This window comes from Leifsonia sp. ALI-44-B (genome assembly GCF_001984125.1).
Lineage (GTDB): Bacteria > Actinomycetota > Actinomycetes > Actinomycetales > Microbacteriaceae > Okibacterium.
This window is the reverse complement of sequence record NZ_MTQL01000007.1, coordinates 506,632-530,818: the sequence shown is the minus strand read 5'-3', so window position 1 is coordinate 530,818 and position 24,187 is coordinate 506,632. Positions and strand designations below refer to the sequence as shown.

Annotated in this window: 27 protein-coding genes; 14 read left to right on the top strand and 13 right to left on the bottom strand. The window is 68.5% G+C overall.

From position 1 onward, the window contains the following. Window positions 1–7: 7 nt before the first annotated feature. Both arr and ALI44B_RS16155 read left to right on the top strand, forming a co-directional pair. The gene (gene arr / locus ALI44B_RS09480; protein WP_077054465.1) at window positions 8–418 is read left to right on the top strand and encodes an NAD(+)--rifampin ADP-ribosyltransferase; all 411 of its coding nucleotides are present in this window, start codon (window positions 8–10) and stop codon (window positions 416–418) included. Between the two features lie 41 nt (window positions 419–459). After that, entirely contained in the window at window positions 460–633 is a 174-nt protein-coding gene (locus ALI44B_RS16155) for a hypothetical protein (protein WP_179100248.1), read from the top strand. Here ALI44B_RS16155 and ALI44B_RS09475 read toward each other — a convergent pair. The 3 genes from ALI44B_RS09475 to ALI44B_RS09465 form a co-directional block, all read right to left on the bottom strand. Continuing rightward, on the bottom strand, window positions 630–1,109 hold the full coding sequence (locus ALI44B_RS09475; RefSeq protein WP_143459166.1) for a hypothetical protein: 480 nt from the start codon (window positions 1,107–1,109) through the stop codon (window positions 630–632). The two genes, ALI44B_RS16155 and ALI44B_RS09475, sit on opposite strands and share 4 nt — an antisense overlap. After that, entirely contained in the window at window positions 1,106–1,621 is a 516-nt protein-coding gene (locus ALI44B_RS09470; RefSeq protein ID WP_077054463.1) for a tetratricopeptide repeat protein, read from the bottom strand. The genes ALI44B_RS09475 and ALI44B_RS09470 overlap by 4 nt, the downstream gene beginning before the upstream one ends. Before the next feature lie 63 nt (window positions 1,622–1,684). Continuing rightward, window positions 1,685–2,806 carry an epoxide hydrolase family protein gene (locus tag ALI44B_RS09465; protein ID WP_077054462.1) on the bottom strand — a complete coding sequence of 374 codons (1,122 nt, stop codon included), beginning with the start codon at window positions 2,804–2,806 and terminating at the stop codon, window positions 1,685–1,687. Window positions 2,807–3,174: 368 nt separating this feature from the next. Here ALI44B_RS09465 and ALI44B_RS09460 point away from each other — a divergent pair, with 368 nt between their 5' ends. Continuing rightward, window positions 3,175–3,843, top strand: coding sequence for an SDR family NAD(P)-dependent oxidoreductase (locus tag ALI44B_RS09460; protein WP_077054461.1), 669 nt, complete (start codon window positions 3,175–3,177; stop codon window positions 3,841–3,843). A gap of 57 nt (window positions 3,844–3,900) precedes the next feature. Here ALI44B_RS09460 and ALI44B_RS09455 read toward each other — a convergent pair whose 3' ends face one another. Genes ALI44B_RS09455 through ALI44B_RS09435 form a run of 5 tightly spaced genes read right to left on the bottom strand, consistent with a single transcriptional unit; the run spans window position 3,901 to window position 7,618 of the window. Further along, window positions 3,901–4,974, bottom strand: a complete 1,074-nt coding sequence (locus tag ALI44B_RS09455; protein ID WP_179100247.1) for an SIS domain-containing protein — start codon at window positions 4,972–4,974, stop codon at window positions 3,901–3,903. 50 nt (window positions 4,975–5,024) lie between these two features. Beyond that, window positions 5,025–5,924, bottom strand: coding sequence for a PTS system mannose/fructose/sorbose family transporter subunit IID (locus ALI44B_RS09450; protein WP_083709832.1), 900 nt, complete (start codon window positions 5,922–5,924; stop codon window positions 5,025–5,027). Next, entirely contained in the window at window positions 5,914–6,696 is a 783-nt protein-coding gene (locus ALI44B_RS09445) for a PTS mannose/fructose/sorbose/N-acetylgalactosamine transporter subunit IIC (RefSeq protein ID WP_077054459.1), read from the bottom strand. Before ALI44B_RS09445 ends, ALI44B_RS09450 begins: the two co-directional genes overlap by 11 nt. After that, the gene (locus ALI44B_RS09440; protein ID WP_077054458.1) at window positions 6,693–7,175 is read right to left on the bottom strand and encodes a PTS sugar transporter subunit IIB; all 483 of its coding nucleotides are present in this window, start codon (window positions 7,173–7,175) and stop codon (window positions 6,693–6,695) included. The genes ALI44B_RS09445 and ALI44B_RS09440 overlap by 4 nt, the downstream gene beginning before the upstream one ends. After that, on the bottom strand, window positions 7,175–7,618 hold the full coding sequence (locus tag ALI44B_RS09435) for a PTS sugar transporter subunit IIA (protein ID WP_083709831.1): 444 nt from the start codon (window positions 7,616–7,618) through the stop codon (window positions 7,175–7,177). The genes ALI44B_RS09440 and ALI44B_RS09435 overlap by 1 nt, the downstream gene beginning before the upstream one ends. A 132-nt stretch (window positions 7,619–7,750) precedes the next feature. On the opposite strand from ALI44B_RS09435, the gene ALI44B_RS09430 reads away from it, so the two are divergent. Beyond that, the gene (locus ALI44B_RS09430) at window positions 7,751–8,584 is read left to right on the top strand and encodes a GntR family transcriptional regulator (RefSeq protein ID WP_083709830.1); all 834 of its coding nucleotides are present in this window, start codon (window positions 7,751–7,753) and stop codon (window positions 8,582–8,584) included. On the opposite strand, the gene ALI44B_RS09425 is transcribed toward ALI44B_RS09430, so the two are convergent. Both ALI44B_RS09425 and ALI44B_RS09420 read right to left on the bottom strand, forming a co-directional pair. After that, the gene (locus ALI44B_RS09425) at window positions 8,569–9,813 is read right to left on the bottom strand and encodes an enolase C-terminal domain-like protein (protein WP_077054456.1); all 1,245 of its coding nucleotides are present in this window, start codon (window positions 9,811–9,813) and stop codon (window positions 8,569–8,571) included. The two genes, ALI44B_RS09430 and ALI44B_RS09425, sit on opposite strands and share 16 nt — an antisense overlap. Further along, window positions 9,810–11,153, bottom strand: a complete 1,344-nt coding sequence (locus tag ALI44B_RS09420) for an MFS transporter (RefSeq protein WP_077054455.1) — start codon at window positions 11,151–11,153, stop codon at window positions 9,810–9,812. Before ALI44B_RS09420 ends, ALI44B_RS09425 begins: the two co-directional genes overlap by 4 nt. 102 nt (window positions 11,154–11,255) lie before the next feature. On the opposite strand from ALI44B_RS09420, the gene ALI44B_RS09415 reads away from it, so the two are divergent. The 8 genes from ALI44B_RS09415 to ALI44B_RS09380 all read left to right on the top strand — a co-directional run bounded on the left by ALI44B_RS09415 (window position 11,256) and on the right by ALI44B_RS09380 (window position 17,421). Further along, window positions 11,256–12,290 (top strand): LacI family DNA-binding transcriptional regulator, encoded by a 1,035-nt coding sequence (locus tag ALI44B_RS09415; RefSeq protein ID WP_077054454.1) that lies wholly within the window; start codon window positions 11,256–11,258, stop codon window positions 12,288–12,290. Further along, a complete protein-coding gene (locus tag ALI44B_RS09410; protein ID WP_077054453.1) occupies window positions 12,290–12,724 on the top strand; it encodes a DoxX family protein in 435 nt (144 codons plus the stop codon). Before ALI44B_RS09415 ends, ALI44B_RS09410 begins: the two co-directional genes overlap by 1 nt. 94 nt (window positions 12,725–12,818) lie before the next feature. After that, a complete protein-coding gene (locus ALI44B_RS09405; RefSeq protein WP_077054452.1) occupies window positions 12,819–13,238 on the top strand; it encodes a TetR family transcriptional regulator C-terminal domain-containing protein in 420 nt (139 codons plus the stop codon). Window positions 13,239–13,265: 27 nt separating this feature from the next. Next, the gene (locus ALI44B_RS09400; protein ID WP_083709824.1) at window positions 13,266–14,438 is read left to right on the top strand and encodes a sensor histidine kinase; all 1,173 of its coding nucleotides are present in this window, start codon (window positions 13,266–13,268) and stop codon (window positions 14,436–14,438) included. Beyond that, a complete protein-coding gene (locus ALI44B_RS09395; RefSeq protein WP_143459165.1) occupies window positions 14,435–15,088 on the top strand; it encodes a response regulator transcription factor in 654 nt (217 codons plus the stop codon). The genes ALI44B_RS09400 and ALI44B_RS09395 overlap by 4 nt, the downstream gene beginning before the upstream one ends. Before the next feature lie 63 nt (window positions 15,089–15,151). Then, window positions 15,152–15,889 (top strand): ABC transporter ATP-binding protein, encoded by a 738-nt coding sequence (locus tag ALI44B_RS09390; protein ID WP_077054450.1) that lies wholly within the window; start codon window positions 15,152–15,154, stop codon window positions 15,887–15,889. Continuing rightward, a complete protein-coding gene (locus tag ALI44B_RS09385) occupies window positions 15,886–16,644 on the top strand; it encodes a hypothetical protein (RefSeq protein ID WP_077054449.1) in 759 nt (252 codons plus the stop codon). Before ALI44B_RS09390 ends, ALI44B_RS09385 begins: the two co-directional genes overlap by 4 nt. Before the next feature lie 6 nt (window positions 16,645–16,650). Next, complete coding sequence (locus ALI44B_RS09380) at window positions 16,651–17,421, top strand: ABC transporter permease (RefSeq protein WP_077054448.1); 771 nt, start codon at window positions 16,651–16,653, stop codon at window positions 17,419–17,421. 41 nt (window positions 17,422–17,462) lie between these two features. Here the strand turns inward: ALI44B_RS09380 and ALI44B_RS09375 are convergent, their stop codons facing one another. The 3 genes from ALI44B_RS09375 to ALI44B_RS09365 all read right to left on the bottom strand — a co-directional run bounded on the left by ALI44B_RS09375 (window position 17,463) and on the right by ALI44B_RS09365 (window position 19,214). Then, window positions 17,463–17,669 (bottom strand): helix-turn-helix transcriptional regulator, encoded by a 207-nt coding sequence (locus ALI44B_RS09375; protein WP_077054447.1) that lies wholly within the window; start codon window positions 17,667–17,669, stop codon window positions 17,463–17,465. Window position 17,670: 1 nt separating this feature from the next. Continuing rightward, a complete protein-coding gene (locus ALI44B_RS09370) occupies window positions 17,671–18,138 on the bottom strand; it encodes a hypothetical protein (RefSeq protein WP_143459162.1) in 468 nt (155 codons plus the stop codon). Window positions 18,139–18,254: 116 nt separating this feature from the next. Beyond that, complete coding sequence (locus ALI44B_RS09365) at window positions 18,255–19,214, bottom strand: hypothetical protein (RefSeq protein ID WP_143459160.1); 960 nt, start codon at window positions 19,212–19,214, stop codon at window positions 18,255–18,257. 259 nt (window positions 19,215–19,473) lie between these two features. Between ALI44B_RS09365 and ALI44B_RS09360 the strand changes: the two genes are divergently transcribed. Next, the gene (locus tag ALI44B_RS09360; RefSeq protein WP_077054444.1) at window positions 19,474–21,309 is read left to right on the top strand and encodes a S53 family peptidase; all 1,836 of its coding nucleotides are present in this window, start codon (window positions 19,474–19,476) and stop codon (window positions 21,307–21,309) included. Window positions 21,310–21,413: 104 nt separating this feature from the next. Next, complete coding sequence (locus ALI44B_RS16520) at window positions 21,414–24,152, top strand: hypothetical protein (RefSeq protein ID WP_077054443.1); 2,739 nt, start codon at window positions 21,414–21,416, stop codon at window positions 24,150–24,152. Window positions 24,153–24,187: the final 35 nt, after the last annotated feature.

The window sequence follows — 24,187 nt, the reverse complement described above, 5'->3', positions numbered from 1 at the left end:
TTCCGACATGGGCGATGTGTTGGATGACGGGCCGTTCTTTCACGGGACGAAAGCCGATCTGCGAGCTGGGGACCTGCTGACGCCAGGGTTCCGATCGAACTACCGGCCCGAGATCGTCATGAACCACATCTACTTCACGGCGCTGCGCGACGGGGCCGGCCTCGCCGCCGAGCTCGCCGCGGGTGATGCCGAGCCGCGCGTGTACGAGGTCGAGCCCCTGGGCGCGTTCGAGAACGACCCCAACGTGACCGACAAGAAGTTTCCTGGCAACCCGACCCGCTCCTACCGCAGCGGTGAGCCGCTTCGCGTGGTCGCCGAAGTCTTCGACTGGACGCGCCTCACTCCCGAGGCACTTCACGCCTGGCGCGAACGCCTCGCCGAACTCCGCGCTGACGAGCGCGGCGAGATCATCAACTGAGGTCGCGACGGACTCTTCAAACTCGTCCAACAGGGGGAACGATGATCTTGCTCGGTGTTGCATTCATGGTGTTCGTGATCATGGGTATCGGCTACCTCTTTACCCATTCGGGGCGAGGCGGTCGTATCGCTCTGGGCATCGCCTGCGGCGTGGTCGTCCTGTTGTTCCTGGCGTACGTCGCCCTTGCGAGCATCTTCGCCGGGTCGGGCGTTTAGCGGCGGAACGGTTCGTAGTTGGTGCGGCGCCCCCAGCGGCGCCAGAACGGCAGCGGGATGAGCGCGGGGAGGCATCCGGCGTACCCGGTTTCGTGCGTTGACATCCCGTCGGCGAGCGTGACGTCGACGCGAGATCGCCCGAGTGCGCGCGTCTCCGAGATGCGTCCTGCAATGACGGCTTCGACGATGCGTTTCGCGAGCGCGATGTCCGCGTCGGTGTAGCCGAGTTCGAAGTGGCCGCCGAGATCGCCGACCTCGACGTGAAGAAATTGCTCGACGGCGATGCTGAATGTTCGGCTCGCCGGATTGTGGGGCGTCACCGTGATTTCGGTGATGGAAGCGGTCACGAAGTCTTCGCGACTGAAGGTGGCCGAGTCGCCCGCGCAGAGGCGCGCGTAGCCCTCCAGCTCGGCGAGCACCCGTAGTTCGGCCTCGTCGGCGCCGTTGTGTTGTCCGGGTGCAGTCGGCTCACTCACGTGTGCGCGCCGTCGGCATCGAGGGATGCGAGGTAGTCGGCGTTGCCGCGCATGGCGGGTTTGTAGCGTTCGAGCTCGTCGGCGTGCACGTTCTCCGCGAGGAGTGTCAGCAGGCTGCCGAGGGCCGTGTTCGCGCGGCCGGCGGCGTGGAGGGTGAGTGCCTCGAAGGCGCCGAGGGCGACCGAGTCGGGGAACTCATCGCGGGCTCGCGCGAAGACGTCGAGGGACTCGTCGAGCCGCCCGAGGTTGCGCAGGGTGCTGCCGTATTGCAGATAACAGCGGCGGCGGATGTCTCCCGACAGCCCTGCGGCCATGGCGCGTTCATAGAACCCGACGGCGGTTTCTTCCTCGCCCGCCGTGTCATAGGCGCCGCCGACCTCGTAGAGCACGCGAGGCTCGGACGGGTGCGCTTCGTAGATCGGCAGGAGCGCTGCGATCGTGGGCCCCATGTCGTCGCGGTTGCGCGCGTCGAAGATGCGGTCCAATTGGGCGTCGAGGGCGGAAGGCGTCATGCCCCTATCCTGGCCGACGAGCCGACGAGCCGACGAGCCGACGAGCCGACGAGCTGTCGGGTGTCAGTGCTCGTCTGAGTGCAGCCCACTGACGAAGGCCGTGAGCTCGGCCGCCACGAGCTGCGGCGTCTGCCAGGCCGTGAAGTGACCGCCGCGGTCGAGGTCCGTCCACCGGCGGATGTCGCGATAGGTGCGCGCCGCATAGCTGCGCGGCAGCCCGCGCTCCCCGTGCTGCACCGCCACCCCGGCGGGCACCGTGATCTCGGGCAACTCGGCTTGCAGTCGGTGGTCGCGGTAGGGCGCGAACGACGTGCCGATGCTGCGCGTGAACCAGTAGAGGGACACCGTGGTCAGGAGTTCGTCGTCATTCCACCACTCGCCCTCGCCCGACCAGGCGAGCAGCTTCTCGACGATCCACGCCGCCAGACCCGCGGGCGAGTCGCTGAGCGCGACGGCGAGCGTCTCGGGTCGCGTCGACTGCATGGCCGCGTAGGCGAGTGAGCGCTTCCAAGCGGTACCGTGGTCGGCCACCCAGCCGGCCTCCTCCGCCGTGAGGTTGTGGGCGCGCGATTCCGCCGGGAACGCGGCGTGCGTGGCGAAGAGGCCGAGCACGGATTCGGGGTGGAGCGCCGCCATCCAGTCGCTCGTGGTCGACCCGACGTCTTCGCCGTAACAGATGTAGCGGTCGTAGCCGAGCGTGTCGACCATGAGCGAGTGCATGAGTTCGGCGACGACGGGGCCGGTGAAGGGGCGGTCGACGAGCGCGGGGGACGGCCCATAGCCGGGCAGCGAGGCGACGACCACATCGAAGACGACGTCGGCGTCACCATCCGCGGTCAGCAGGCGTGCCAACGGCAGCATCTCGATGAACGAATAGGGCCACCCGTGAAAGACGATGACGGGCACTCGGTGCCCGCGAGCCTCGGCCGGCGCCTGCACATGGGCGAAGTGGATGAGCTGACCGTCGATGGTCGCCGTGAACTGCGGCACCGCCGCCAGCTCGCGCTCGACCCGCCGCCAGTCGAATCCTTCCCTCCAGTGATCGAGCAACCCGCCCAGGCGCTCGAGCCTCAAACCGCTCTCCACCGCCGCATCACCGATCGGCTGCGGAAGCGCCGTGCGCTCGAGCCGGGTGCGCAGGTCGGAGAGCGCGTCGTCGTCGATCGTCAGGCGATAAGGCTGCATATCAGCAGGCTAGGGCAGACCACCGACGCCGAGTCGCAGTGCCACCACTGGGTAGCCCAGTGTGCCCCCAACGCATTGCCATGCTCGCTTGATCGTGCCTGGCCGCATGATCGGCGTTGCAAATGATGGGTAGCGGGGCCGCCTAACTGATGAGACGATGGACGCATCACCGATGGATCTCAGTCCTCTGGCCCGTCTCGGGTTAGGCACCACTCGGCTTCAGAAACGCAGTTGGGCCCGTCATTGGCGGGCCCAACTGGTTTTACCCAGGCATGCGCGCGGCAGTGCGCTCAGGCAGACCACCGACGGCGGCCGGGCGGCGCCGCAAGCCCCCTGCGCGATGCGCTGATCGGTGCTGGGATGAAGGCATGACTACTCTTGCTATCGTCGGGGCCGGCCGTGGCCTCGGTGCCGCCGTCGCCCGCCGTTTCGCCCGCGAAGGTTTCGCCGTCGCCCTCATCTCGCGCAACCGCGAACACGTGGATGCCCTCGCATCCGACCTGGCCGCAGAAGGCATCAGCGCCGCCGGTTTCGTCGCCAACGTGCGCGAGCCCGCCAGCATCGCGGCCGCCCTCGAGGCCGCGACCGAAAAGCTCGGACCCATCGAGGTGCTGCAGTACAGCCCGCTACCCCAGAAGGACTTCATGCGCCCAGTGCTCGAGACCACACCCGCCGACCTCGTCGGACCGGTCGAGTTCTCGATCTTCGGGCCCGTCGCCGCGGTGCACCAGGTCGTGCCGGGGATGCGTTTCCTGGGTGGCGGAAGCATCCTGTTCGTCAACGGCGGCACGGCCGTGAAACCCGTCGGGCGGCTCGCGGGCACCTCGATCGCATTTGCGGGACAGAGTGCCTTCGCGACGATGCTGCACGACGAACTCGCGGGTGACGACATCCATGTCGCGCAGCTCATCATCCCGGGATCGATCGACGAGAACCACCCGCAGAAGAACCCGGCGGCGCTCGCCGACCTGCTCTGGAAGATGCACAAGGAACGCAGCGAGTTCCGCACCTACGCCACCGAGCTCGACGCCGACTGACGGGCAGTCAAACGCCCGCCGACCGCCCTCAGGCAGCCGGCGGGCGTCTCGAACTAACTAACCTGCGACCTTCGTGCGCATCGCCGACCGGAAGTCGGGGAACGCGGGCGCCACGAGGTCGTTGCCCTTCGCCACCGACATGCGGTAGGCGAACACCTGGTAGACGGGGATGAGCGCGAGCGGCGACAACACCTCGGCCACATCGAGGTCGAGCGCCAGTTCGCGCGGCCACCCGGTCGGGGCCCCGAGCGTCACGATGTGCACGAAGTCGCAGTAGCGCGACGCGAACTCCGCGAACTGGCGCAACCGCGCGGCCGAGCTCACGCCGGGAACCTCGGTGAGGAACAGCGTGTAGTCGCGCTTGAGCTCGAACAGCGGGCCGTGCATGTAGGCCTCGAGCTCCATGCCCTGCACGGGCACGCGCACGGTCTCGATGATCTTCGTCTCCGCCTCCACGGCCGTGCCGATGTTGGGGCCGTAGCCGAGAACCGAGATGCGGCTGACCGCGTCGAGTTCGGCCGCATTCCCGGCGTAGTAGCGTTCGGCATCCTCGATGATGCGGGGCAGCTGGGCGACGGCCGCGGCCATCCCCTCGCGCCCGTCGCGCGGTTCGACCACGCGCCCCTGGCGCTCGGCCAGGCGCACCGACAGCAGCAGCAGCGTGAGCACGGTCGAGGTGACGCCCTTGGTCGAGTAGCGCACGGCCTCGTCCCCGCACCGGATGTTGACGGATGCGTCGACGTGCTCGGTGAGAGGAGAGTTCACGTCACCCGTGATGGCCACGATGGGCGCATCGATGCGGGCACGGGCGGCCGCGACGGCGTCGATCGTGGACGTGCTCGTGCCGCGCTGCGAGACGGCGACGACGAGGTCGAAAGCGGTGTCGATGGTCTCGTACTCCGAGAACGTGTAGGGCTCGATGGTCACGGTGCTGACGCCGGCCACGGCCGCGAAGTGCCGTTCGGTGGCGCGCACGGCGTTCATCGAGGAGCCCGTGGCGAGCACGAGCACACGCGTGACCGTGCGGCCATCCAGCAGCCGGTCGAGGTCGCCGAAGCTGTGGGCCTCGTCGCGCAGGATGGTTTCGCAGATCGCGGGTTGTTCGGTGATGCAGTCGAGCATTGTCGTCATGTCAGTCCTTGCTGTGATGCGGTGAGAAGAGAGAGCGGATGCGCGGTGGCTCAGGATGCGACGCCCAGCACGCCCGTGAACGCGCCGACCAGGCCGACGCCGAAGATCGCGAGCAGCAGCCATGTCGTCTTCCAGCCCTTGCCGAGCAGCCAGTAGATGAGCCAGAAGGCGCCGAGGGCGAGGATGCCGGGCATGATTCCGTCGAGGACATCCGTCTGGATCGAGCTCGTGCCCTCGCCCACCTCGAATTCGATGGGCACGTGAATCGAGACGAGGGATGCCGTGAGCCCGCCGATCACCATGAGACCGACGATGCCCGCACCATAGGTCAGGCTCGCCATCCCATCGCTGCCCGAGATGCGGGCGAGCAGTTTGGTGCCGAACCGGTAGCCCGAGCGCAGGTAGAGGTAGGAGAGCACCTGGACAGGGATGTTGAACCCGAGGAAGAAGATGATCGGCCCGAGGATGTTTCCCGCCATGGCCAGCGAGACGCCGATGCCGGTGACGAGCAGGCGGATGGTGCCCCAATAGAGGGAGTCGCCGATGCCCGCGAGCGGGCCCATGAGGGCGGCCTTCACGCTGTTGGCGGTCGCGGGGTCGAGCGTGCGGTCGCGGCTCAGCTGCTCCTCGACGGCCGTCGAGACACCCACGATGGCCGTGGCCACGTAGGGCGTGGTGTTGAAGAACTCGAGGTGCTTCTTGAGCGCCGCGGCCTGCTCGGCCTCCTTGGCGTAGAGCGCCTTGACCGCGGGGATCATCGAGTAGGCGAAGCCCAGACCCTGCTGGCGCTCGTAGTTGAAGGATGCTTCGACACTCAGGGCGCGCACGTACATGCGGTTGAGCACGGCCGTGCTGATCGCGCCGGGAGCGTTCGTCGCGCCCGGAGCGTCGGTCGCGCCGGCGGGCGATTCGGGGCTGTCGGGACCGGTGGTCGAGAGATCAGAAGTCATCGTCTGCTGCTCCGTTCAGGGCGAGGGCGGGGTTCTGCGCGGGGGTGCGGCGGCGTTCGATGTCCACGAGGATCCAGGCGACCATGGCCGCGACGGCCGCGAGTCCGACGATCGGGAACCCGCTGTAGGTGACGATCAGGAAGCCCAGGAAGAAGAAGGGCATGACGCGTTTGCCCATGAGCATCCGGCCGAGAAGCGCGAAACCGAGGGCGGGCAGGATGCCGGTGGCCACCTGCAGGCCCACCGTGACGGGCTCGGGGATGGCGGCGACCACGGCCCCGATGGCATCGCTGCCCACGGCGTAGGAGATGCCCACGACGAGCGCCAACCAGAACACCCAGAGGAACCCGGACAGGATGTGCATGGCGCTGACCCCGCGGATGGAACCGCGTTGCACGAACGTGTCGGCCCGATGCAACAGCGCGGGCGCCACGAAGACGAAGTGAAGATTCTTCACGATGAGGCCCAGGGCCGCGATGGGGAAGGCAAGGACGAGAGCCGTTTCGGCCCCCGCATCCGCCGTGATGGCCAGCGCCGTGGCGAGCATGCCACCCGTCAAGATCTCGGGAGGCATGGCGCCGCCCACCGTGAATAGGCCGATGAACGCGAGCTCGAGCGTGGCGCCGATAGCCATGCCCTTCACGGGGTCGCCCAGGATGAAGCCCACGACCGTGCCCGTCACGAGCGGTCGGATGGCCAGGTTGCGGCCGAAGAAGAGGTCGATCAGGCCGAGAGTCAGGGCCGCGCAGAACAGGATGAGTGCGGTGATCATGACCCCACCACGCTGTCCGCGGTCACGACCGTCTTGCGATCGGTGGCGACGGCGCGCGCTTCGACCTCGACGCCCGTGGCTGCGAGTTCGCGCAGTGCGCTGACCTCGTCGGCCGTGAGATTGACGGTGTTGGTGAGCGGTGTCGTGCCCGGCAGGCGCTTCGTGCCGCCGAGGTTGATGTGGCGGATGGCGGGGCACTCCCGGGCCAGGCGCACAGCATCCTCGACGCTCTCGGTCAGGATGAACAGCTTGTAGGAGTCGGTCTTGCCCGAGTTGATGGCCTCGATCGAGTCGGCCACGGTCTTGATGACCAGTTTCACGTCGGTGGGCTTGGCCATTTTGAGCGTGCTCTTGCGCAGCTCGTCGTTCGGCACGCTGTCGTTGGCCACGAGGATCGCCGTGGGCTCGAGGCTGCGCATCCAGGACATCACGACCTGGCCGTGTATGAGTCGGTGATCGACTCGCAGCAATTGGATCATCAGAAGTCTTCCTCTTCGGTGGGGGACTGACCGGAGTTGGCGGGCGACTCGATCGGCCGGGGGAGGGGTGTGACGGTCGAGCGGATGCGCTCGGTGAAAGCGCTGTCGAAGGTGCCGCCACCGGCGAGGGGGTCGTCGGCCAGCAGCTCGATCACGAGCGAGAGGGTCATGCCCGCGAACTGGAGCACGCGGGGGTCGTCGCGGTAGGCGAGCAGCGTATTGCTCGGGCTGCCGCCGGCCAAGTCAGTCACGAGGATGAGTGAGCCGTCGTCGCCGATCTCGTCGAGCAGGCCGTCGACGAAGCGCCGCAGCTCGTCGACATCTCCCGTGTAGGAGGGGGCGGCGCGCAACTCGTCGGAATCACCCATGATGAGGGTCGCCGCGCTGGCGACTCCCGCCGCGATATCCGCATGGCCCGCGAGGCAGATCAACCGTTTCGCCATTGATGGTCCTTTCCCAGCGTTGGTCTGTTTTGGTCTTGAACTAGCTCGGAGTTTATGCACTTCTCGGGCCTTGCCGCAGAGAGCGCACGAAAAATAGGCCAATTGGACTGCACTGGTCTGTAGGGTTGCCCTATGTATCCCGCCGATGAAGGCCTGCCGAACACCGCGACGATCAGCGTGTCGAATGCCGCGCCCAGCGGCGCAACGAATGCCGGAGCGAACGGCTCGAATCCTTCACGCCTCGCGGAGGCGGTGGCCGAGCGTCTGCTGCTCTTTATCCAAACCGAAGACCTGGGGTCGGCGGGCCGCCTGCCGCCCGAGCGCGTGCTGTGCGAACGGTTCGACGTGAGCCGCTCGACGCTGCGCAAGGCGCTGACCCACCTGGCCGCCGAGGGTCATGTCACGTCGGCGCCGCAATCGGGATGGTTCATCAGCGCCGTGCCCTACGGCCCGCCGCCCCGGCAGCTGCTCAGCTTCACCGAGATGGCCCGGCGGCGCGGGCTGTCGGTGCAGACGCGCGTCACGCGCTCGGTGACGCGTCTGGCCAGCCACGAGGAGCGTCAACGCCTGCAGCCCAAACGCACCGATCTCGTGCTCGAGCTCGAGCGCATCCGCTCACTCGAGGGCGAACCGATCTGCGTCGAGCGCTCGGTCATCGCGCTCTGGCAGGCGCCCGGAATCGAGGACGAGGACTTCACCGACCGTTCGCTCTATGCGGCCCTCGAGGCGCACGGCACGGCACCCTCGCGCAGCGACTTCGTCATCTCGGCGGCGCTCGCGGGCAGCGTCGGCGAGCTCCTCGGTATCGCGGCCGAGGAGCCCGTCCTCGTCGGTGAGGAGCTGAGCTACAACCAACACGGGTCGCCGTTCATGCTCAGCACGGCCAACTACAAGGCGAACGCCTACCGGTTCCTCGCCACCCTGACGGCGCCGCGGGCCGCCGGCGAGCGTCACTCCATGACGTAGGCCTGCGCGGTCGCGCGCGACAGGTCGAGTTCCATGCCGATGCCGGGCTCGTCGTTCGGCGTCAGCAGCCCGCGCACGGGCGTGACGGGGTTGCGCAGGAACAGCTGGTGCACGGCGTTCCACTTGATCAGGTCTTCCTGCATGGGCGTGGATGATGGCGACTGCGCCAGCGAGAAGTGCAACGTGGCCGCGGCCGAATGCCCGTGCGGGATCACCATGACATCGTGCGCGCTCGCGGCCGCAGCGATCTTGAGCGTCTCGCTCAGGCCTCCGCACCAGTAGATGTCGGGCTGCAGAACGTCGACCGCTCCGGCATCCAGGAATCGTTGGAAGCCCCACCGCGTGTACTCGTGCTCCCCGCCGGCGATGGGGATGTCGAGCCGATCGCGCAGCCGCGCATACCCGTCGATGCGGTCGGGCATGAGCGGTTCTTCGAGCCACCGCGGCTGGTAGGGCGCGATGCGGCGGGCCAGCTCGGCCGTGTAGGTCGGATCGAAGGACTGCCAGCAGTCGAACATGAGGTCGTAGTCGGGCCCGACGGCTTCGCGCAGCGTGCGGACCAGTTGCACGTTGGCGCGCATCCCCTCGTAACCGCTCGACGGGCCGTTGGCGAAGAACCACTTCTGGGCCACGTAACCGGCGTCGCGATAGGCGGTGGCGCGCGCGGCGACCAGGTCGGGATCGCTCACCGAGAAGCCCAGCATCGAGGCATAAGCCGGGATGGATGGCCGGGTGGGCCCGCCCAGCAGACGGTAGACGGGCTGATCCATCCACTTTCCGCGCAGGTCCCACAGGGCGGCGTCGACGGCCGAGATGGCGAGCATCGTCTGGCCCTGGCGGCCGTGCACCTGCGTGCGGTGCATGACATCCCACAGCTTCTCGCCCGCGATGCCGTCGGCGCCGACGAGGAGCGGGCGCAGGTCGGAGGCGATGATCTGCGCGATGCCCGCCGTGATGGGGCCGCCGCGGCCGACCGCCCCCGAGCGCGTCGCGATCTCGACGAAGTAGGTCTGCACGGCGAACCCGTCGGGGCCCTGCTCGCCGCCCTCGGCGTAGTGCGCGTCGCGGATCTCGGGGTAGATGTGCGCCGGGCGCACCAGCCAGTCCTCCCAGAGGTCGCCCTCGGTGGGCAGCGTTCCGGCGAGGCTCAGGATGCGGACGGATGCGATCGCGGTGTCGGTGTCAGTGTCGATGCGCGCCTCGGGGGGCGTCTCGGCGTGGTCGGTCATCGGAGCTCCTTCGAGGGGCGGAACGCGGTTCCGCTGGCCTGGGCGATGCCGCCGGCCTGCTTCGCCGCGAGGCGGATGGCGAACGTGAGGGCGACGGCCGCGAGCACGCCCATGAGCGCCAGCCACAGCAGGCCGCCCTGGAACGTTCCGGTCGACTCCTTGATGGCGCCGATGACGGCCGGGTTGACGACGCTCGAGATGTTGCCGAAGGCGTTGATGAACGCGATGCTTCCGGCCGCGGCGGCGCCACCGAGCAGCGCGGTCGGCACGCCCCAGTAGGCGGGCAGCACGCCGAAGACGCCGATCGCGGCGATGCACAGGGCCACGAACTGGATGATCGGGGTGGGGGCCAGGGCGGCACCCACGAGCCCGACGACCGCGATGCCGAGCGCGAGGTAGACGGCATCCGATCGACGCTTGGCCCGGTCGGCGTAGCGGCCGAGCAGGATCATGCCGAGCAGCCCGAAGGCGTAGGGCACGGCGGCGACGAACGTGGTGCCCGTGTTGTCGAGGCCGAGCGGTCCGAGAATCTGGGGCAGGAACGTGCTGATGGCGCCGTTGAGGTTGGTGAGGCCGTAGTAGGCCAGGGCGAAGACGAGGATGCGGGGGTTCAGCAGCATCCGAAGAATGCTCTGGTGCTTCTTCTCGCCGGGGGCTTCGGCGCGCTCACGCTCGAGGGTGGTGGTGAGCCAGCTGCGCTCGGACTCGTTGAGGAACTTCGCCGTTTCGAGGTTCTTGGGCAGCATGAAGAAGAGCATGAACGCGATCACGACGGCGGGCAGGCCCTCGATGATGAACAGCCACTGCCAGCCGTGCAGGCCCAGGATGCCGTCCATGTGCAGCAGCAGGCCCGAGAGGGGCGTGCCGATGACGAGGGCGATGGGGATGCCCATGGTGAAGATGGCCATCATGCGCCCGCGGTATTCGCGCGGGAACCACTGCGTGAGCAGGAAGATGACGCCCGGGAAGAAGCCTGCCTCGGCGGCACCGAGGAACGCGCGCATGACGAGGAAGCTCGTGCCATCCCACACGATGGCGTGCAGCGCCGAGAAGATGCCCCACGTGACCATGATGCGGGCGAGCCAGACGCGCGCGCTGAAGCGGGCGAGAGCCAGGTTGGACGGGATTTCGAGCAGTACGTAGGGGATGAAGAAGACACCGGCGGCCAGGCCGAAGATGGCGGGTGTGATGCCCAGGTCGGCGTTCATCGTGAGGGCCGCGACGCCGATGTTGGCGCGGTCGATGATGGCGATGAAATAGCCGGCCACGAGCAGCGGCATGACGCGCCAGGCGAGTTTGCGGATGACCGCTTTTTCTTGGGTGGGGGTCGTAATGGCCACGTGTCCTCCTTTGGACGTTGCTTGCCGACACGTTACCGGAAACGTTTCCGTTAAGTCGAGCCCCGCGTATGGCATTCTTGGATGACCTCGAAAGGAGTCCACATGGCGCAGGTCGGCATACGCGATGTCGCCGAGGCGCTCGGGCTCTCCATTTCCACGGTCTCGCGGGCCATGAGCGGGCATCCAGAGGCCAGCCCGCAGACGGTTGCGCGCGTGCGCGAGGCCGCGTCGCGCCTCGGCTATCGGCCCAACCAGGCGGGGCGCGCGCTGCGGCGCGGTTCCACGGGTTCGGTCGCCCTGTTCGTTCCCGTCGACACGGCTCGAACCTCGCTCGGTGAGACCTTTTACTTCTCGCTCGTGGGCGGGCTGCAAGACATCCTGCACGACAGCGGCCTGGATGTCGTGATGGTGCCCACGAGATCGGACGGCGACGGCCTGCGGCAGGTGCGCGGCATGGTCGAGCGCTCGATCGCCGATGCCTACGTGCTGACGAACACGAGCTGGATCGATGCGCGCGTCGACTATCTGCAGAACGCGGCGGTGCCGTTCGTGACGCTGGGGCGCACCGAGCGCCGCGACCACCCGGCGATCGACCTCGACTTCGCGGGTGTGGCGCGCCAGGCGGTCGAGCGACTCGCGGGGGAGGGGCGGCGACATCTCGCGCTGGCCAGCGACGACCGCGACATCACGGGCACCAACATCTTCATCGAGGCGTGGCACGACGCCGTGCGCGCCGCCGGGCTGGCCGAATCGACCGTCATCCGCGTGCGAGACTCGGCGGCTGGCGGCAATGAGCTGGCATCACGATTGCTGTCGGCAGCGGGTGAGCGGCCCGACGGGTTGATGCTGCTGCAAGAGACGCTGGCGCTCGGCCTCTATCCGGAGCTCGAGCGGGCCCGCGTGGCCATCGGCTCAGAGCTCGCGGTCATCGGTTTTCGCGACAACCCCGTCTGCTCGATGCTGCAGCCGCACCTCTCGACGTTCCACCTCGACCTGCACGCGCTCGGCACGCGCCTCGGCCAGCTCGTCATCGAAGCCGCGTCGGGCGCCCCCGCGAGCCCTGCCGAAGAGGTGTGGCCGCTCACCTTCGCGGAGGAACCCGCCGGGGCGCCTTCGTCGATGTCGGCTGCATTCTGATGGTGCCGGTCGTCGTTCTGATCGTCGTAACGGTGGCGGCTCGGCTGGCCGGCGCGGGGGTGCCGTACCTCGCGTCGTGGCCCGCCGCGACCGCTTGTGGGCTCGCGGCCGCGTTCTTGATCGCGTCGACGGCCCATTTCTTGCAACCGCGGCGGGCGGGGCTGATAGCGATCGTGCCGCCCTGGATGCCGCATCCGAGCCTCGTAGTGACGATCTCGGGAATCCTGGAGGTTGCCGGCGCCGTCGGTCTCATTTTCGAGCCCACCCGCGTCGTCGCGGCAGCCTGTTTGGGCCTCCTGCTCATCCTGATCTTCCCGGCGAATATCAGGGCCGCGAGGACGCGTCTTCACCCCGCGGCCCCCACCACGCCGCTCCTGCTCCGATCCGTCATCCAGGTCGTCTTCCTGGCCGCGTGTGTCGTGAGCGCCCTCTGAAATAAAGATGGCCCGATGGCCCGATGGCCTGCCGCTAGTCAGTTCAGGTCGAGCTCCGTCACGAGCAGGGCGATACGGGATCGAGCCTGTGCGGATGCAGCTCGTCAACATCCGGGTGACTGCGCGCGTGACTGCGGTCATGGCCGATGCCGATGCCGATGCCGGTGCCGGCGACCGCGATCGAGTGAGGGCCGCCCTGCTCGAGTTCCTTCCGCTCGACCCGGGCCGTCGTGCCGAGATGGAGGTGAACGTCGCGTTGTTCGCCGAGGCGCACGTGGAGGCGATCCGCGAGGTTCGCGATGAATCGGCTGAGAAGCTGCGACGGGCGTGCCGTCACTTCCTCCAGCGCCTGGGCGCGAACGGGCCCGAAGGGGAGCTGGACGACTCGGCGGCCGCGCTCCACGCGCTCGTCGACGGGTTGGCACTCCACCTGCTCATCGACGACAGCCCCTCGGCTCGCAAACGCACGGAGCGCATTCTCGACGCCCACCTCAACGCCGACGTTCGCGGCTGACATCGGCCGCGCTCCTACGATGGGTGCATGGAGACGGCGCTGGGCATGACGAGGAGAACGCATGGTGCCGCGTCGGGTCGTGCCGCTCGGCCGCCGCGCGCGTGGCGAGCACCGGTGCTGAGATTCGCGTTCGGGGTCGCGGTCGTCGCCGGGTTGTGGATCACCGTGGCGCCCACGGACGGGGAGGGACGTTGGGTTCAACTGGCGCTCGCGGCGCTTGCTGTGGCGGGCCTCGTGGCGAGTGGCCGCTGGCCAGTGCTCGCCGTCGCCGTCACGGGCACCGCCACCGGCGTTGCCGTGCTGCTCGGCCTGACCGCCGATCCTTTCGTGCTGACGGGCTTCACCGTTTTCGCGCTCGCGGAACAGCGCGGTTCCCGCCGGTTCCCCTGGTGGATGGTTGCGGGTGTGGCAGTTCTGCTCATCTCGTCCGCAGGGCTCAGCGCCGAGGGCGTCGAGGAGAGGTTTCGCGGGCTGCTACTGAGCGCGGTAGTGCTCTCGGCATCCTGGGTCCTGGGGGTGCGCACACGCCAAGCGCGGGTCGAGGCGGCTGCTCGATCTCGAGCAGAGGAGCGCTTCCGTCTCGCGCGCGACGTGCACGACGTGCTCTCCCATTCTCTCGGCACCATCGGGGTGCGTGCCGGTGTTGCCGCGCACGTGACCTCGCTCGACGAAGCCGACCTGCGTGTCGCCCTCCGGGACATCGAGCAAGGCGCACGGGAGTCACTGGCCGAGCTGAAAACACTCCTGCACCGCGAGCGCGCCGGCAGCTCCGACGCGCCCGAAGGCCTGACGCCACCCTCGGCACAGCTGACAACCTTTCTTGCCCACGCCGTCGAGCACGCAGAGCGCGCGGGGCTTCGAACCCGTCTCGATCTCTTCGGCGCGATCGATGATCTTCCCGCCCCCGTGCGCGTCACCGTGCACCGGGTCACGCAGGAGGCCGTGACCAATGCGCTCCGTCATGCCGCGGCTTCGTCGCTGGTCGTCAGCGTGCGAATATCCGCCGACCGCGTGGATGTCGAGGTGCAGGACGACGGCCGCGGCGCGCCGACGGGTGTCCGCGAGGGGCACGGCTTGACCGGTATGCGCGAGAGGGTCGCGCTCGTCGGGGGTGTACTCGATATCGCAGCCGACGCGCGCGGTTTTACGGTCACGGTCTCCCTGCCGCTCAACGGCACACGGGCAGGCGGCGGGTCGTGACCAACATTCGGGTGTTGATCGCTGACGACGAGCCCGACATTCGAGCATCCTTGAGCGTTCTCGTCGAGCACGAGCCGGAGATGTCGGTCGTCGCGGTGGCGGGTGACGGCGACGAAGTGGTTCGGCTCTCGAGCGCACACAGTCCGGATGTCGTGCTGATGGACGTTCAGATGCCGCGGATGAACGGGCTCGAAGCGACCCGCCTGCTCTGCGGGCGTGCGGACGGCCCGCGAGTTCTCGTTCTGACGACGTTCGATTGGGACGACTATGTGTACGACGCCCTGCGCGCGGGGGCCTCGGGGTTCCTGCTGAAGAACAGCCCGCCGGGTGAGATCCTGCGCGCAATCCGTGTCGCGCACGAGGGCAACGCTCTACTCGCCCCCGAGGTGACCCGGCGGCTGATTGCGCGTTTCGCTCCGAGGGGAGGAGATGCGCGGGTCGAGCACCTCACCGCCCGGGAACGCGAAACGCTCGTGCTGATCGGGCGAGGGCTGTCGAATGCCGAGATCGCGGCCGCACTATTCGTGACCTCGACGACTGTCCGCACTTATGTGAGCCGCATCCTGACGAAACTTCAGGCCCGAGACCGGGCGCAACTGGTGGTCGCCGCGTATGAGAGCGGACTCGTCGGCGCCGATCCGCACGCCTGATCCCTCTGAGGTTGTCGACTCTCGCAGACTGACGGATGCCGTGGCGCTTGCTTGAGTGAAGGGATGATCGAAGTCAGCCATCTCGTCAAACGTCACGGCCGCCGCACGGTCGTCGACGACGTCAGTTTTACCGCCCTGCCCGGCCGGGTGACGGGGTTTCTCGGCCCGAATGGCGCGGGCAAGAGTTCCACCCTCCGCATCCTGCTTGGCCTCGACCGGGTGACCTCCGGCGTCGCAACAATCGACGGCAGTCCGTATCGTTCGCTGTCTCGCCCGCTGCTGAGTGTCGGCGCGATGCTCGGCGGCCCCGGCGCCCACGCCGGTCGCACCGCGCGCGCCCATCTGACCTGGGTGGCCCAGTCGAACGCGATCCCCGAGCGGCGAGTCGACGAGGTGTTGGAGTACACCGGTCTGAGGGATGCTGCGCGCCAACGCATCGGCGGTTTCTCCCTCGGCATGAGCCAACGTCTGGGCATTGCGGCCGCGCTGCTGGGCGACCCGCGGGTGCTCGTGCTCGATGAACCGACGAACGGTCTCGACCCCGACGGCATCCGGTGGACGCGCCGACTGCTGCGTTCCCTCGCCGATGAGGGCAAGGTGGTGCTCGTCTCCAGCCATCTCATGACCGAGATGGAAGACACGGCGGATGATTTCGTGGTCATCGCCCGCGGCCGGGTCGTCGCCTCCGGCGCTGCGGCCGACGTCACAGGCAGCCATCGCACGCTCGAGGACGCCTTCTTTGCCCTCACCGACGAGCGCGCCGATTTCCGCTCCACCGGTCCGGATGGCGGGAAACGGTGACCGGCTTCGCACTCATTCGTTCGGAGCTGACCAAGTCGGTCACGTCTCGACCGGCGTTGATTCTCGCTCTGGTCACGATCCTTGGGACGTGGGCGATGGCCTGGACCAACGCCGCCTCGGCCGTCGGCATCGCGCCCGACGACCCGCGGTTGTTCGCCGCCGAGCCCATCCCGCTGGAGTATCAGGGCTTCGAGATGGCCGGTTTCGGCTACGTTCTCGTCGTCGCCCTCGCGGCCCTGTCGGCCGGCAGCGAATACGGGGCGGGCCAGCAGATCCGGGTCACGCTGCTGGCTACTCCTCAGCGACCGCGGGTGTTCTTCGTGAAAGTCCTGCTCCTCGCGACCACGGTCGCGGGGGTCGGGTTTCTGACCATGGCCGGCACCGTCGTCATCACTCACGCCGCAGGATCCACGGGGCTCGATCCGCTGGCGCTGACACCCGCTATCTGGGCGAATATCGGTGGCGTTGCGCTTGCCTGGACCTTCACGGCCCTTATCGCCTTCGCTCTCGGCAGCCTCGCCCGGAGCGCGATCCTGCCCCTCATCCTCATCACGCCGCTCGTGATCGGCGTCGGCGATTTCCTCACCGGATTCTGGGATGGCGCGAAGTATCTCCCCATCGCTGCCGGGGCCGCCCTTTACAGCGATCCCGCTGCCGGCCTTCTCGCCCCCCTGTCCGGCGGACTCGTACAGGCCGCCTGGGCACTCGTCCTGCTCGTGATCGCGGGGATCGTCTTCGCCTGTCGGGATCTGTGAAGCTCGATGACCCCTCCGACCCCTCAGCCCCACCTGGCTCACTCGATCCGTGCGGAACTGACCAAGGCGGTCACACTGCGCGGTATTCAAGTCACTTTTCTCGCCGCGCTCGTTGCACCGCCGGCCCTAGCCCTCGCTGCGGGACTCGCGTTCGACCCGTCTGCCCCCTTCTCGGCGGGGTTTCTCCGTGAGACGCACGGGTTCGAGACCGCCGGGTTTGGGCAGCCTCTCGTCATCCTGCTTGCCGCGCTGATCGCCGGCACGGAGTACGTAGACGGTCAACTACGCACCACCGCTCTCGCCACCCCTCGCCGCGGTCGTGTGCTTGCCGCGAAGCTCATCGTGATCGCGGCCCTCGCCATTCTTATCGGGCTGGTCTCCACGACCGGGGCCGTGCTGCTCAAACACGCTGCCCTCGGAGAGCACGGCCTGAGGATCGACCAATTCACGCCCGGTATGGGCTGGAATCTGCTCGGCGTCGCCCTCAACTACCTGCTCATCGCGATCATCGCCGCATCGATCACCGTCCTCGCCCGCACTGTCGTCGTCACCCTCGTCGTGCTCGTCCCATCAGTGCTCGGCCTGACCATATCCCTGCTGGGGTTTCTCCCGGCGGTGAGGTACCTTCCCGACCTCGCCGGGATCCAACTCCTCACCCGCTACCCGGGCGTCGGGCTGCTCGAGCCGGTCGCGGGCGCTTCGGTGATGGCGGGCTGGGCCGCTCTCCTGGGCGGGGCGGCGTGGTTCACATTCCGCATGCGCGACATCGCGTCTTAGCGGTATCGAGCTCGTGAGCCGTGGAGGCTGGTGGTCGACTATTACGCGGGATCAGGCGCCTCGGGGAAGAACAGTTCCTCGATTGGCCGCTCGAAGACCGCGGACAGGCGAAAAGCGAGGGGGAGGGATGGGTCGAACTTCCCGCGCTCGATGGAGATGATCGTCTGACGCGAGACGCCGAGCTCATCGGCGAGTCGCTGCTGTGACCACTCTCGGGACCTGCGTGTGTCAGCGATGATGTTGCGCACCTCAGGCCTTCCGGCGGAGCAGCTGGTAGCGGAGGGAGAAGCTGAGGAATGAGGCGGCGATCACCCCGAGCAGCACCAAGCGGGCATCGATCTGGCCGCTCCCCGGCATCAACGTGAGAACGAAAGCTCCGAGGGACGCCGCAAGAATGACATCCGTCTGGGCGCCAGCTGCTGCCTGCGTGTACCAGCGGGATTCGATCGACTCCTCGGGATCCTTCGCCGCCCCCTGCAATGTGGACCGGTCGACGATGATCACCCACACCAGCAAGACGACGGGCACGGCCAAGCACAGCGCGAACACCGCGGCCCCCAGCCATGGTGCGGGCCCGGTCAGGCCGCTCATCGCGCCGACAACCCCCATGGCGATGCCCACGAGGAGCCCGCACGGTATCGCGATTGCCATTGCCGATCGTCGACCCGACCCAAACTTCGTGCGGCCCCATTTTGTGCGCTCGGTGTTTTCGCTCATGTCACGACTCCTCGATGTACAGTGTGCTTTACGTGTCAAGTTCACTGTACATGGGTGCTGGGTGTGGATCAATGCCCGATAGTGGGGCGGTGCCGCACGGCCCCGGCATCCGCTGCTCAGGCGCCGGCGGGGAAGGTTTGCATGCCGTCCTGGGTGAACACGATGATGTCCCTGAGCTTCCAGGCGTCGTTGAGGTTGTCGGTCTGGATCGTCTGGCCGGCGGTGCGCGCCGTTTCGGCGGTCAGGTCGAGGGGGAGGAGCGTGCCGTCGGGCGCCAGCTTGGGCAGCACGTAGATGTCGACGATGGTGTCGTCGGGGATGAAATAGAGCACCGAGCCGTAGTTCGGGCCGGCCGCGGGCTTGAGCGTGAGGAAGATGCGGGCGAAGCGGGTGCCCTGCACATACTTTTCCTTGCCGCCGACCGTGTTGACCGCCTCGGGGGCGGTGATGATCCCGGTGATCGTGGATGCCGCGGGGTCGTAGCCGCTGTCGGCGAGGATCTGGTGCAGCTGTGGTGTGACCGCCGTCGGCCGCACGCCGGCGAGTAGGCCCTCGAAGTCGACCGCATAGGTCATCTCGAAGGCGCCGGCGTCGAAGTTGCTCGTCTGCAGCTCGACGCCCTCGACCTGGCCCATTCGGCTCCAGGTGGCGACGGCGTCGGCAAGGGCCTGTTTGTCGGCGTCCAGGGGCATCGGCAGGTCGAGGTGTGGCCCCCCGCCCTTCGACCCGGTCTCGATGATGCTGAGCTGGAAGCGGGCCGTGGAGTCGTAGGTGTCCGCGACGTCTTGCGTGATGGCCTCGGGAACACCCGAAGAGTAGAACAGGTCGAGCGCCTCGAGGGTCGCCTCCTCGGCGCGGTCGGGGTCGTCGATGGCAAATTCCAGCGTGTAGTCGGGGTAGCTGCGCGACTGACTCGGGTCGGACAGGCCATCGACCTGCAGGAGCTTCTCCCGCAGCGCGGAGCTCGAGGTCTCCACCGGGTTCGGGGTCGATTGTGGCTCGGGCGTCGTGCACGCGCTCAGCGCGATCGCCCCGGCCAGCGCGAGTGCCGCCAAAGCGCTGCCCTTTGTACGCATCCGCATCTCCGGATTGCTCGAACCATGTGCCCCGCTTGCCGTGCGCATATCGCCCCCTCCTGGTCCTCCCGCCGACTTTCGACGATCGACCAGGTCCGTGCCCGACCCTATCGGCATGCGCGGGGCCGGGGCGATGGGGAGTGGTCCCCCCTCGACCCTTAACGATAAACGTTCTCATTATCAGATAGAGTTCGATCGCAGCCGGGCGGCACCGACGCGCCCGCTGCCTTCACTCGCCCCTCATCTAGCAAGGAACTTCATGCGCTCACGCGTTCCCTTGGGGATCTTCGCCCTCGGAGCCGTTCTGGTCTCCACAGGCGTCATCGCCACCCACAGCACCCCGATAGACCCGAACCGGGTGGCCCTGCCCGGTTCTGTGCCCAGCTGGTCGGACGATCGGACCGGAACGCCCGTGGCGGCCGCCGATCGCGAGCTCGACATCCGATTCAGCGTCATCATCGACGAGAAGCGCGCCGACGATGTGCGCGAGGTCGCCCGGTGGCTGACCCAGAACGGGCTCGAGCCGGGCGACTACCGCGCCTCGGCCGGCATTCTGCCCGCGACCGGCACCGTCGATGCCGTCAGCGCAGCCTTCGCGACCTCGTTCCAGGCGTATGAGGTGGGCGGCACCGGCGCCATCGCACCGCGCAGCGTGCTCTCGGTGCCCTCCGAGTTGCCCGCCGTCGTCGGTGTCTCCGGGCTCATCCAGGCGGATACCTTCCGCCCTACGCTGTCGTCGCCGCGTTCCGACGCTGAGCGCTCGCTCGCGCAGGCGCCGTCCGCCGCATTCGCAGCACCGGCCGCACCCCGCGCCGCCGCACCCGTCGTCAGCCCCGACTGCGCCACCTACTGGGGCGAGAAGCTGAGCGACCGGTGGCCGACAGGCCTCGACATCGAGAAGCGCTCGAACTCCCTCTGCGGCTACACGCCCGCCCAGCTGCGCGACGTGCAGCAGGTTCCCGCCGACGTCACGGGAGCCGGCGCGACCATCGCCATCGTTGCTGCCTACGACGATCTCGACGTCGAGGCGAACACCAACACGTACTTCACGGCACAGGGGGAGCAGCCCTTCGCGCCCGGCCAATACGTGAGTCACTCGCCATCCAACCCCGACCCCACGCGCTGCGGCGGCCCGTCCTCGTGGACCGAGGAGCAACACCTCGACGTGCAGGCCGTTCACGCCATGGCACCCGACGCCCGGGTGATCTACTGGGGGTCGGATGATTGCACCACCACGTCGATGTTCACGCGCATCCTCGACGCCGTCGAAAACGGCGACCCGGATGTCATCTCCCTCTCGTTCGGAGCCCTCGAAGAGCTCGACACGGCCGACGACCGCACCCTGCTGAACCGCGTTCTCGTCGAGGCCGCCGCCCGTAACATCTCGGTCTTCTCGTCGGCCGGAAACGACGGCGACTACAGCGACTTCGGCGACCACGCGGGTGGCGCCGAGGTCACGTCGCCCGCATCGAGCCCCTACATCACGGCCGTCGGCGGCACGAGCACGGGCCTGAACCAGGACGGCTCGCTCGCGGTCGAGGCCGGCTGGGAGACGCAGACGCGTTTCGCGCGCAACGGCGCCATCATCCCGCCCGGTTTCGTCTTCGGGTCGGGCGGCGGCGAATCCGTCGTCTACGACCGGCCGAGCTGGCAGCTGGACCTGCCCGGGCAGACGGGCACCGGGCGTCTGCTTCCGGATGTCGCCTCGCTCGCCGACCCCAACACCGGGTTCACGGTCTATGGCCCCCACGCCGGGAGCACGCAATACGTGAGCCACGGCGGCACGAGCCTCGCGACACCCATGGTCGCGTCGATGGTGGCGCTCGCCAAGGCGAAGACCGGCGTCGAAGTCGGCCTGGCCACTCCCTTCCTCTATTCGCTCGCCGGCACGGATGCCCTGCGCGACGTGACCCCGGCCTCGGCCGCCACGTGGTCGCCGAACGGCACCGAGAAGGATGCGCTCTACCCCGAGACGATCTTCGTCTGGGACACCAAACCGCAGTCGCTGCAATCGGCGCGCGGCTGGGACAACGTGACGGGCCTCGGCGTGCCGACCGGCTCCTCCTTCATCGAGAACTTTGGACAGCTCAAATGACGACCCTGACCCCCTCCTCGGAACCACAACCGAACACCCGCCCGCAATCCGGCTCCGGCCTCGGATCCGGATCCGGCTCTGGCTCCGGCTCGAGCGTACGATCGTTGCGACCGAGCGCCCGCGGAATCGTCGCGGGCGCGCTCGCGGTGTTCCTCGCCGGTGGCGCCGTTATCGGGGGCGCCCTCTCGGCGACCGCCGACACCGCACCCCTGACCCAGGCATCCGGTGTCGAGATCTTCGACATCGACGGCGGCACGCTTCAAGCCAAGAAACCCCTCGCGACCTGGTCGTCGGGCGCGAGCGTGCGGCAGACCGCCGACAGCACGGGTGACGTGTTGAAGATCAACACCACGCGCACGAGCGGCCTCGTGGCCGAGGCGCGCGCCGACGGAGCCTCCGCCACGATCGCCTCGGGTGAGTTCACGCTGCGCAACCGCGTGCCCGTCGTCTTCACGGGGCTGTCGGCCACGTGCGACACGAGCGGTGGCTCGGCGGTCGACTTCTCGAAACTGACCGTCGACGGCGTCGACATCACGGCATCCGCCCTGGCAACCCCGGGCTTCAGCTACGCGCTCCCCGATTCGATCTATGGCCCCACGCGCATCATCGTGGGCGAGCGGACGGTCGCGGCCGACGGACGACAGACCACGACGGCCCTGCGGGTCGAGGGCGAATCGGGTGCGTCGGAGATCTGGCGGGTTCGTGCGGGACAGGTGACCTGCGGGGTCGCGCCCGCCGCCACTCCGGCCCCAGAGCCGACACCGGGGCCGACTCCCGCGCCGGTGCCCACGCCCGCCCCGACGCCCGGCTACCCGAGTGACCCCGTGGCGACCTCGCCCCAGGTGAGCGGTGTGCGCGTCACGGCTCCCGACGGCACCGAGCTCATCGACGGCAAGCCGAGCGTGACTCGCGCCGGCGCGACCGAGAAGGCCGACCTGCTGCAGGCCGACGGCGGCTTCCCGGCAACGGCCCGCGACGTGACGGTCACGACCGGAACGGATGGCTCGGCCACCGCGTCCGTCGGCGAATTCACGCAGGTTCCCGACCGCACCGAGCTCGGCGAGTACCGCTGGAACGCCCTGCGCGTCTACGGCCTCGAGCTGGCCGTGAAGGCCGACGGCACATCATCCGTGTCGTTCGCCAACCCCTCGAGCGCCGTCTTCGTCAACGGCGTCTGGATCAACACCGCCACCGACCTCTACACGGGTGTCGATGCGGCCGGCGCCGAACGCGTGCGCGTGCACCTCAACGAACGTGTGCAGAACGCCGACGGATCCACCACGATCACGGCCCTGCGCTACGAGGACCTGACGCACGCCAACCCCGACGTCCGCCTCGGCTCGGTCGTGCTTCCGGCGCCCGACCCGGTGGTCGTTCCGCCGTCGACCGGCGTGGGCATCGCCAGCACCGTCGGCGTTCTCGTGACCTCGCCGACGGGTGAGGCCCTCATCGACGGCCAACCGCGCGTGGATGCCGCGGGCGGCTCGGTCACGTCGGCGCTCGTCGCCGCGTCCCAGGCGTTCCCGGCTCGGGCCAAGAACGTCACGGTCACGGCCGACAAGACAGGTGCCGCGGTCTCGCTGGACGAGTTCACGCAGGTGCCCGACACCTCGGCGATCGGCGAATACGTGTGGAGCGCCCTGCGCGTCTACGGCCTCAATCTGGCCGTGGCCCCGGATGGTTCCTCCACCGTCACCTTCGACAACGTGTCGAGCGCCGTCTTCGTCAACGGCGTCTGGATCAACACCGCGACCGACCTCTACACGGGCGTCGATGCGGCCGGCGCCGAGCGTGTGCGCGTGCACCTCAACGAGCGCGTGCAGAACGCCGACGGCAGCACCACGATCACGGCCCTGCATTACGAGGATCTGACGGGCACCTACCCGGATGTCCGCCTCGGCATCGTCACGGTCACGCCCGCGTCGACCGAGCCCACGCCCGACCCGACGCCCGAACCCACGCCTCCGCCCGGACACGGGGGCACCGAGCTGCCCGCGCGCCACGCGTATGGCGTGCAGGCGACGGGCCCGAGCGTCATCGACGCGGCGCCGCTCGCATCCGCCGACCCTGTGTCGGTCGAGCGCGCGAAACTCGCCATTGCCGATACTCAGGCTCCGGTTGCCGTCGCGGCTGCCGCGGATGCCGGTAACGCTGCTGCGGCTGCCGCCGACGGGCTCGTGGTCGGGGACGGCGCCGCCGGTCAGGTGAGCGTCGTGGCCCCGAGCGCGCGCGTCGACGCGACTCGCTCCGAGGTGACGACGGGACCGATCTCGCTCTACCCGGGCACGACCATCGCGGTCGACCTGGCGGGTCTGACGGTCGTGACGACCCCCTCGTCGATCGAGGTCTCGTCGCTCGGAGGAACCATCGGCGACACGGCCATCGCCGCCGGGCCCATCGCTCCCAACACGATCGTCGCCCTCCCGGGTTCGAACGTGCGCGTGGTCTTGAATGAGCAGATCCTCACGGCCGACGAGGCCACCGTGATCGGCGTGCACGTGAGCGACGCGGCCGGCCTCGGCGCCGACGTGCGCGTGGGCGCGATCACCTCAGCGGCCATCGAGGTCGCCCCGGCGCCCGACCCGTCGCCGAGCCCCGACCCGTCGACGCCCGGCACGCCCGCAAACCCGGGCACCCCGGGTTCCGGCCTCATGCCCGGCGCCCTCACGCCCGACGGCAACAGCCCGGCGGGCACGAGCGGCACGAACAACCGCGGTCTCGCGGCGACCGGTGCCGAGAGCGGCATCGCCATCGGCTGGGCGGCGGCGGGCCTGATCGTTGCGGGCTTCGGCGCGCTCGCCCTCGCGAAGCGCCGACGCGGCACCGCGGCCTCGAGGAAGTAACCCCGGGCGGATAAAAGAGGAAGGGGACGAGCGCG

Coding starts and splice junctions, on each gene's coding strand:
- ALI44B_RS09415 (WP_077054454.1), top strand. CDS start 11,256: ATGGCGCAGGTCGGCATACGCGATGTCGCCGAGGCGCTCGGGCTCTCC.
- ALI44B_RS09460 (WP_077054461.1), top strand. CDS start 3,175: ATGACTACTCTTGCTATCGTCGGGGCCGGCCGTGGCCTCGGTGCCGCC.
- ALI44B_RS09465 (WP_077054462.1), bottom strand. CDS start 2,806: ATGCAGCCTTATCGCCTGACGATCGACGACGACGCGCTCTCCGACCTG.
- ALI44B_RS09435 (WP_083709831.1), bottom strand. CDS start 7,618: ATGGCGAAACGGTTGATCTGCCTCGCGGGCCATGCGGATATCGCGGCG.
- ALI44B_RS09450 (WP_083709832.1), bottom strand. CDS start 5,924: ATGACTTCTGATCTCTCGACCACCGGTCCCGACAGCCCCGAATCGCCC.
- ALI44B_RS09370 (WP_143459162.1), bottom strand. CDS start 18,138: ATGAGCGAAAACACCGAGCGCACAAAATGGGGCCGCACGAAGTTTGGG.
- ALI44B_RS09445 (WP_077054459.1), bottom strand. CDS start 6,696: ATGATCACCGCACTCATCCTGTTCTGCGCGGCCCTGACTCTCGGCCTG.
- ALI44B_RS09380 (WP_077054448.1), top strand. CDS start 16,651: ATGACCCCTCCGACCCCTCAGCCCCACCTGGCTCACTCGATCCGTGCG.
- ALI44B_RS09405 (WP_077054452.1), top strand. CDS start 12,819: ATGCAGCTCGTCAACATCCGGGTGACTGCGCGCGTGACTGCGGTCATG.
- ALI44B_RS09470 (WP_077054463.1), bottom strand. CDS start 1,621: ATGACGCCTTCCGCCCTCGACGCCCAATTGGACCGCATCTTCGACGCG.
- ALI44B_RS09430 (WP_083709830.1), top strand. CDS start 7,751: ATGTATCCCGCCGATGAAGGCCTGCCGAACACCGCGACGATCAGCGTG.
- ALI44B_RS09365 (WP_143459160.1), bottom strand. CDS start 19,214: ATGCGTACAAAGGGCAGCGCTTTGGCGGCACTCGCGCTGGCCGGGGCG.
- ALI44B_RS09455 (WP_179100247.1), bottom strand. CDS start 4,974: ATGACGACAATGCTCGACTGCATCACCGAACAACCCGCGATCTGCGAA.
- ALI44B_RS09440 (WP_077054458.1), bottom strand. CDS start 7,175: ATGATCCAATTGCTGCGAGTCGATCACCGACTCATACACGGCCAGGTC.
- ALI44B_RS09400 (WP_083709824.1), top strand. CDS start 13,266: ATGGAGACGGCGCTGGGCATGACGAGGAGAACGCATGGTGCCGCGTCG.
- ALI44B_RS09360 (WP_077054444.1), top strand. CDS start 19,474: ATGCGCTCACGCGTTCCCTTGGGGATCTTCGCCCTCGGAGCCGTTCTG.
- ALI44B_RS09425 (WP_077054456.1), bottom strand. CDS start 9,813: ATGACCGACCACGCCGAGACGCCCCCCGAGGCGCGCATCGACACTGAC.
- ALI44B_RS09410 (WP_077054453.1), top strand. CDS start 12,290: ATGGTGCCGGTCGTCGTTCTGATCGTCGTAACGGTGGCGGCTCGGCTG.
- ALI44B_RS09390 (WP_077054450.1), top strand. CDS start 15,152: ATGATCGAAGTCAGCCATCTCGTCAAACGTCACGGCCGCCGCACGGTC.
- ALI44B_RS16155 (WP_179100248.1), top strand. CDS start 460: ATGATCTTGCTCGGTGTTGCATTCATGGTGTTCGTGATCATGGGTATC.
- arr (WP_077054465.1), top strand. CDS start 8: ATGGGCGATGTGTTGGATGACGGGCCGTTCTTTCACGGGACGAAAGCC.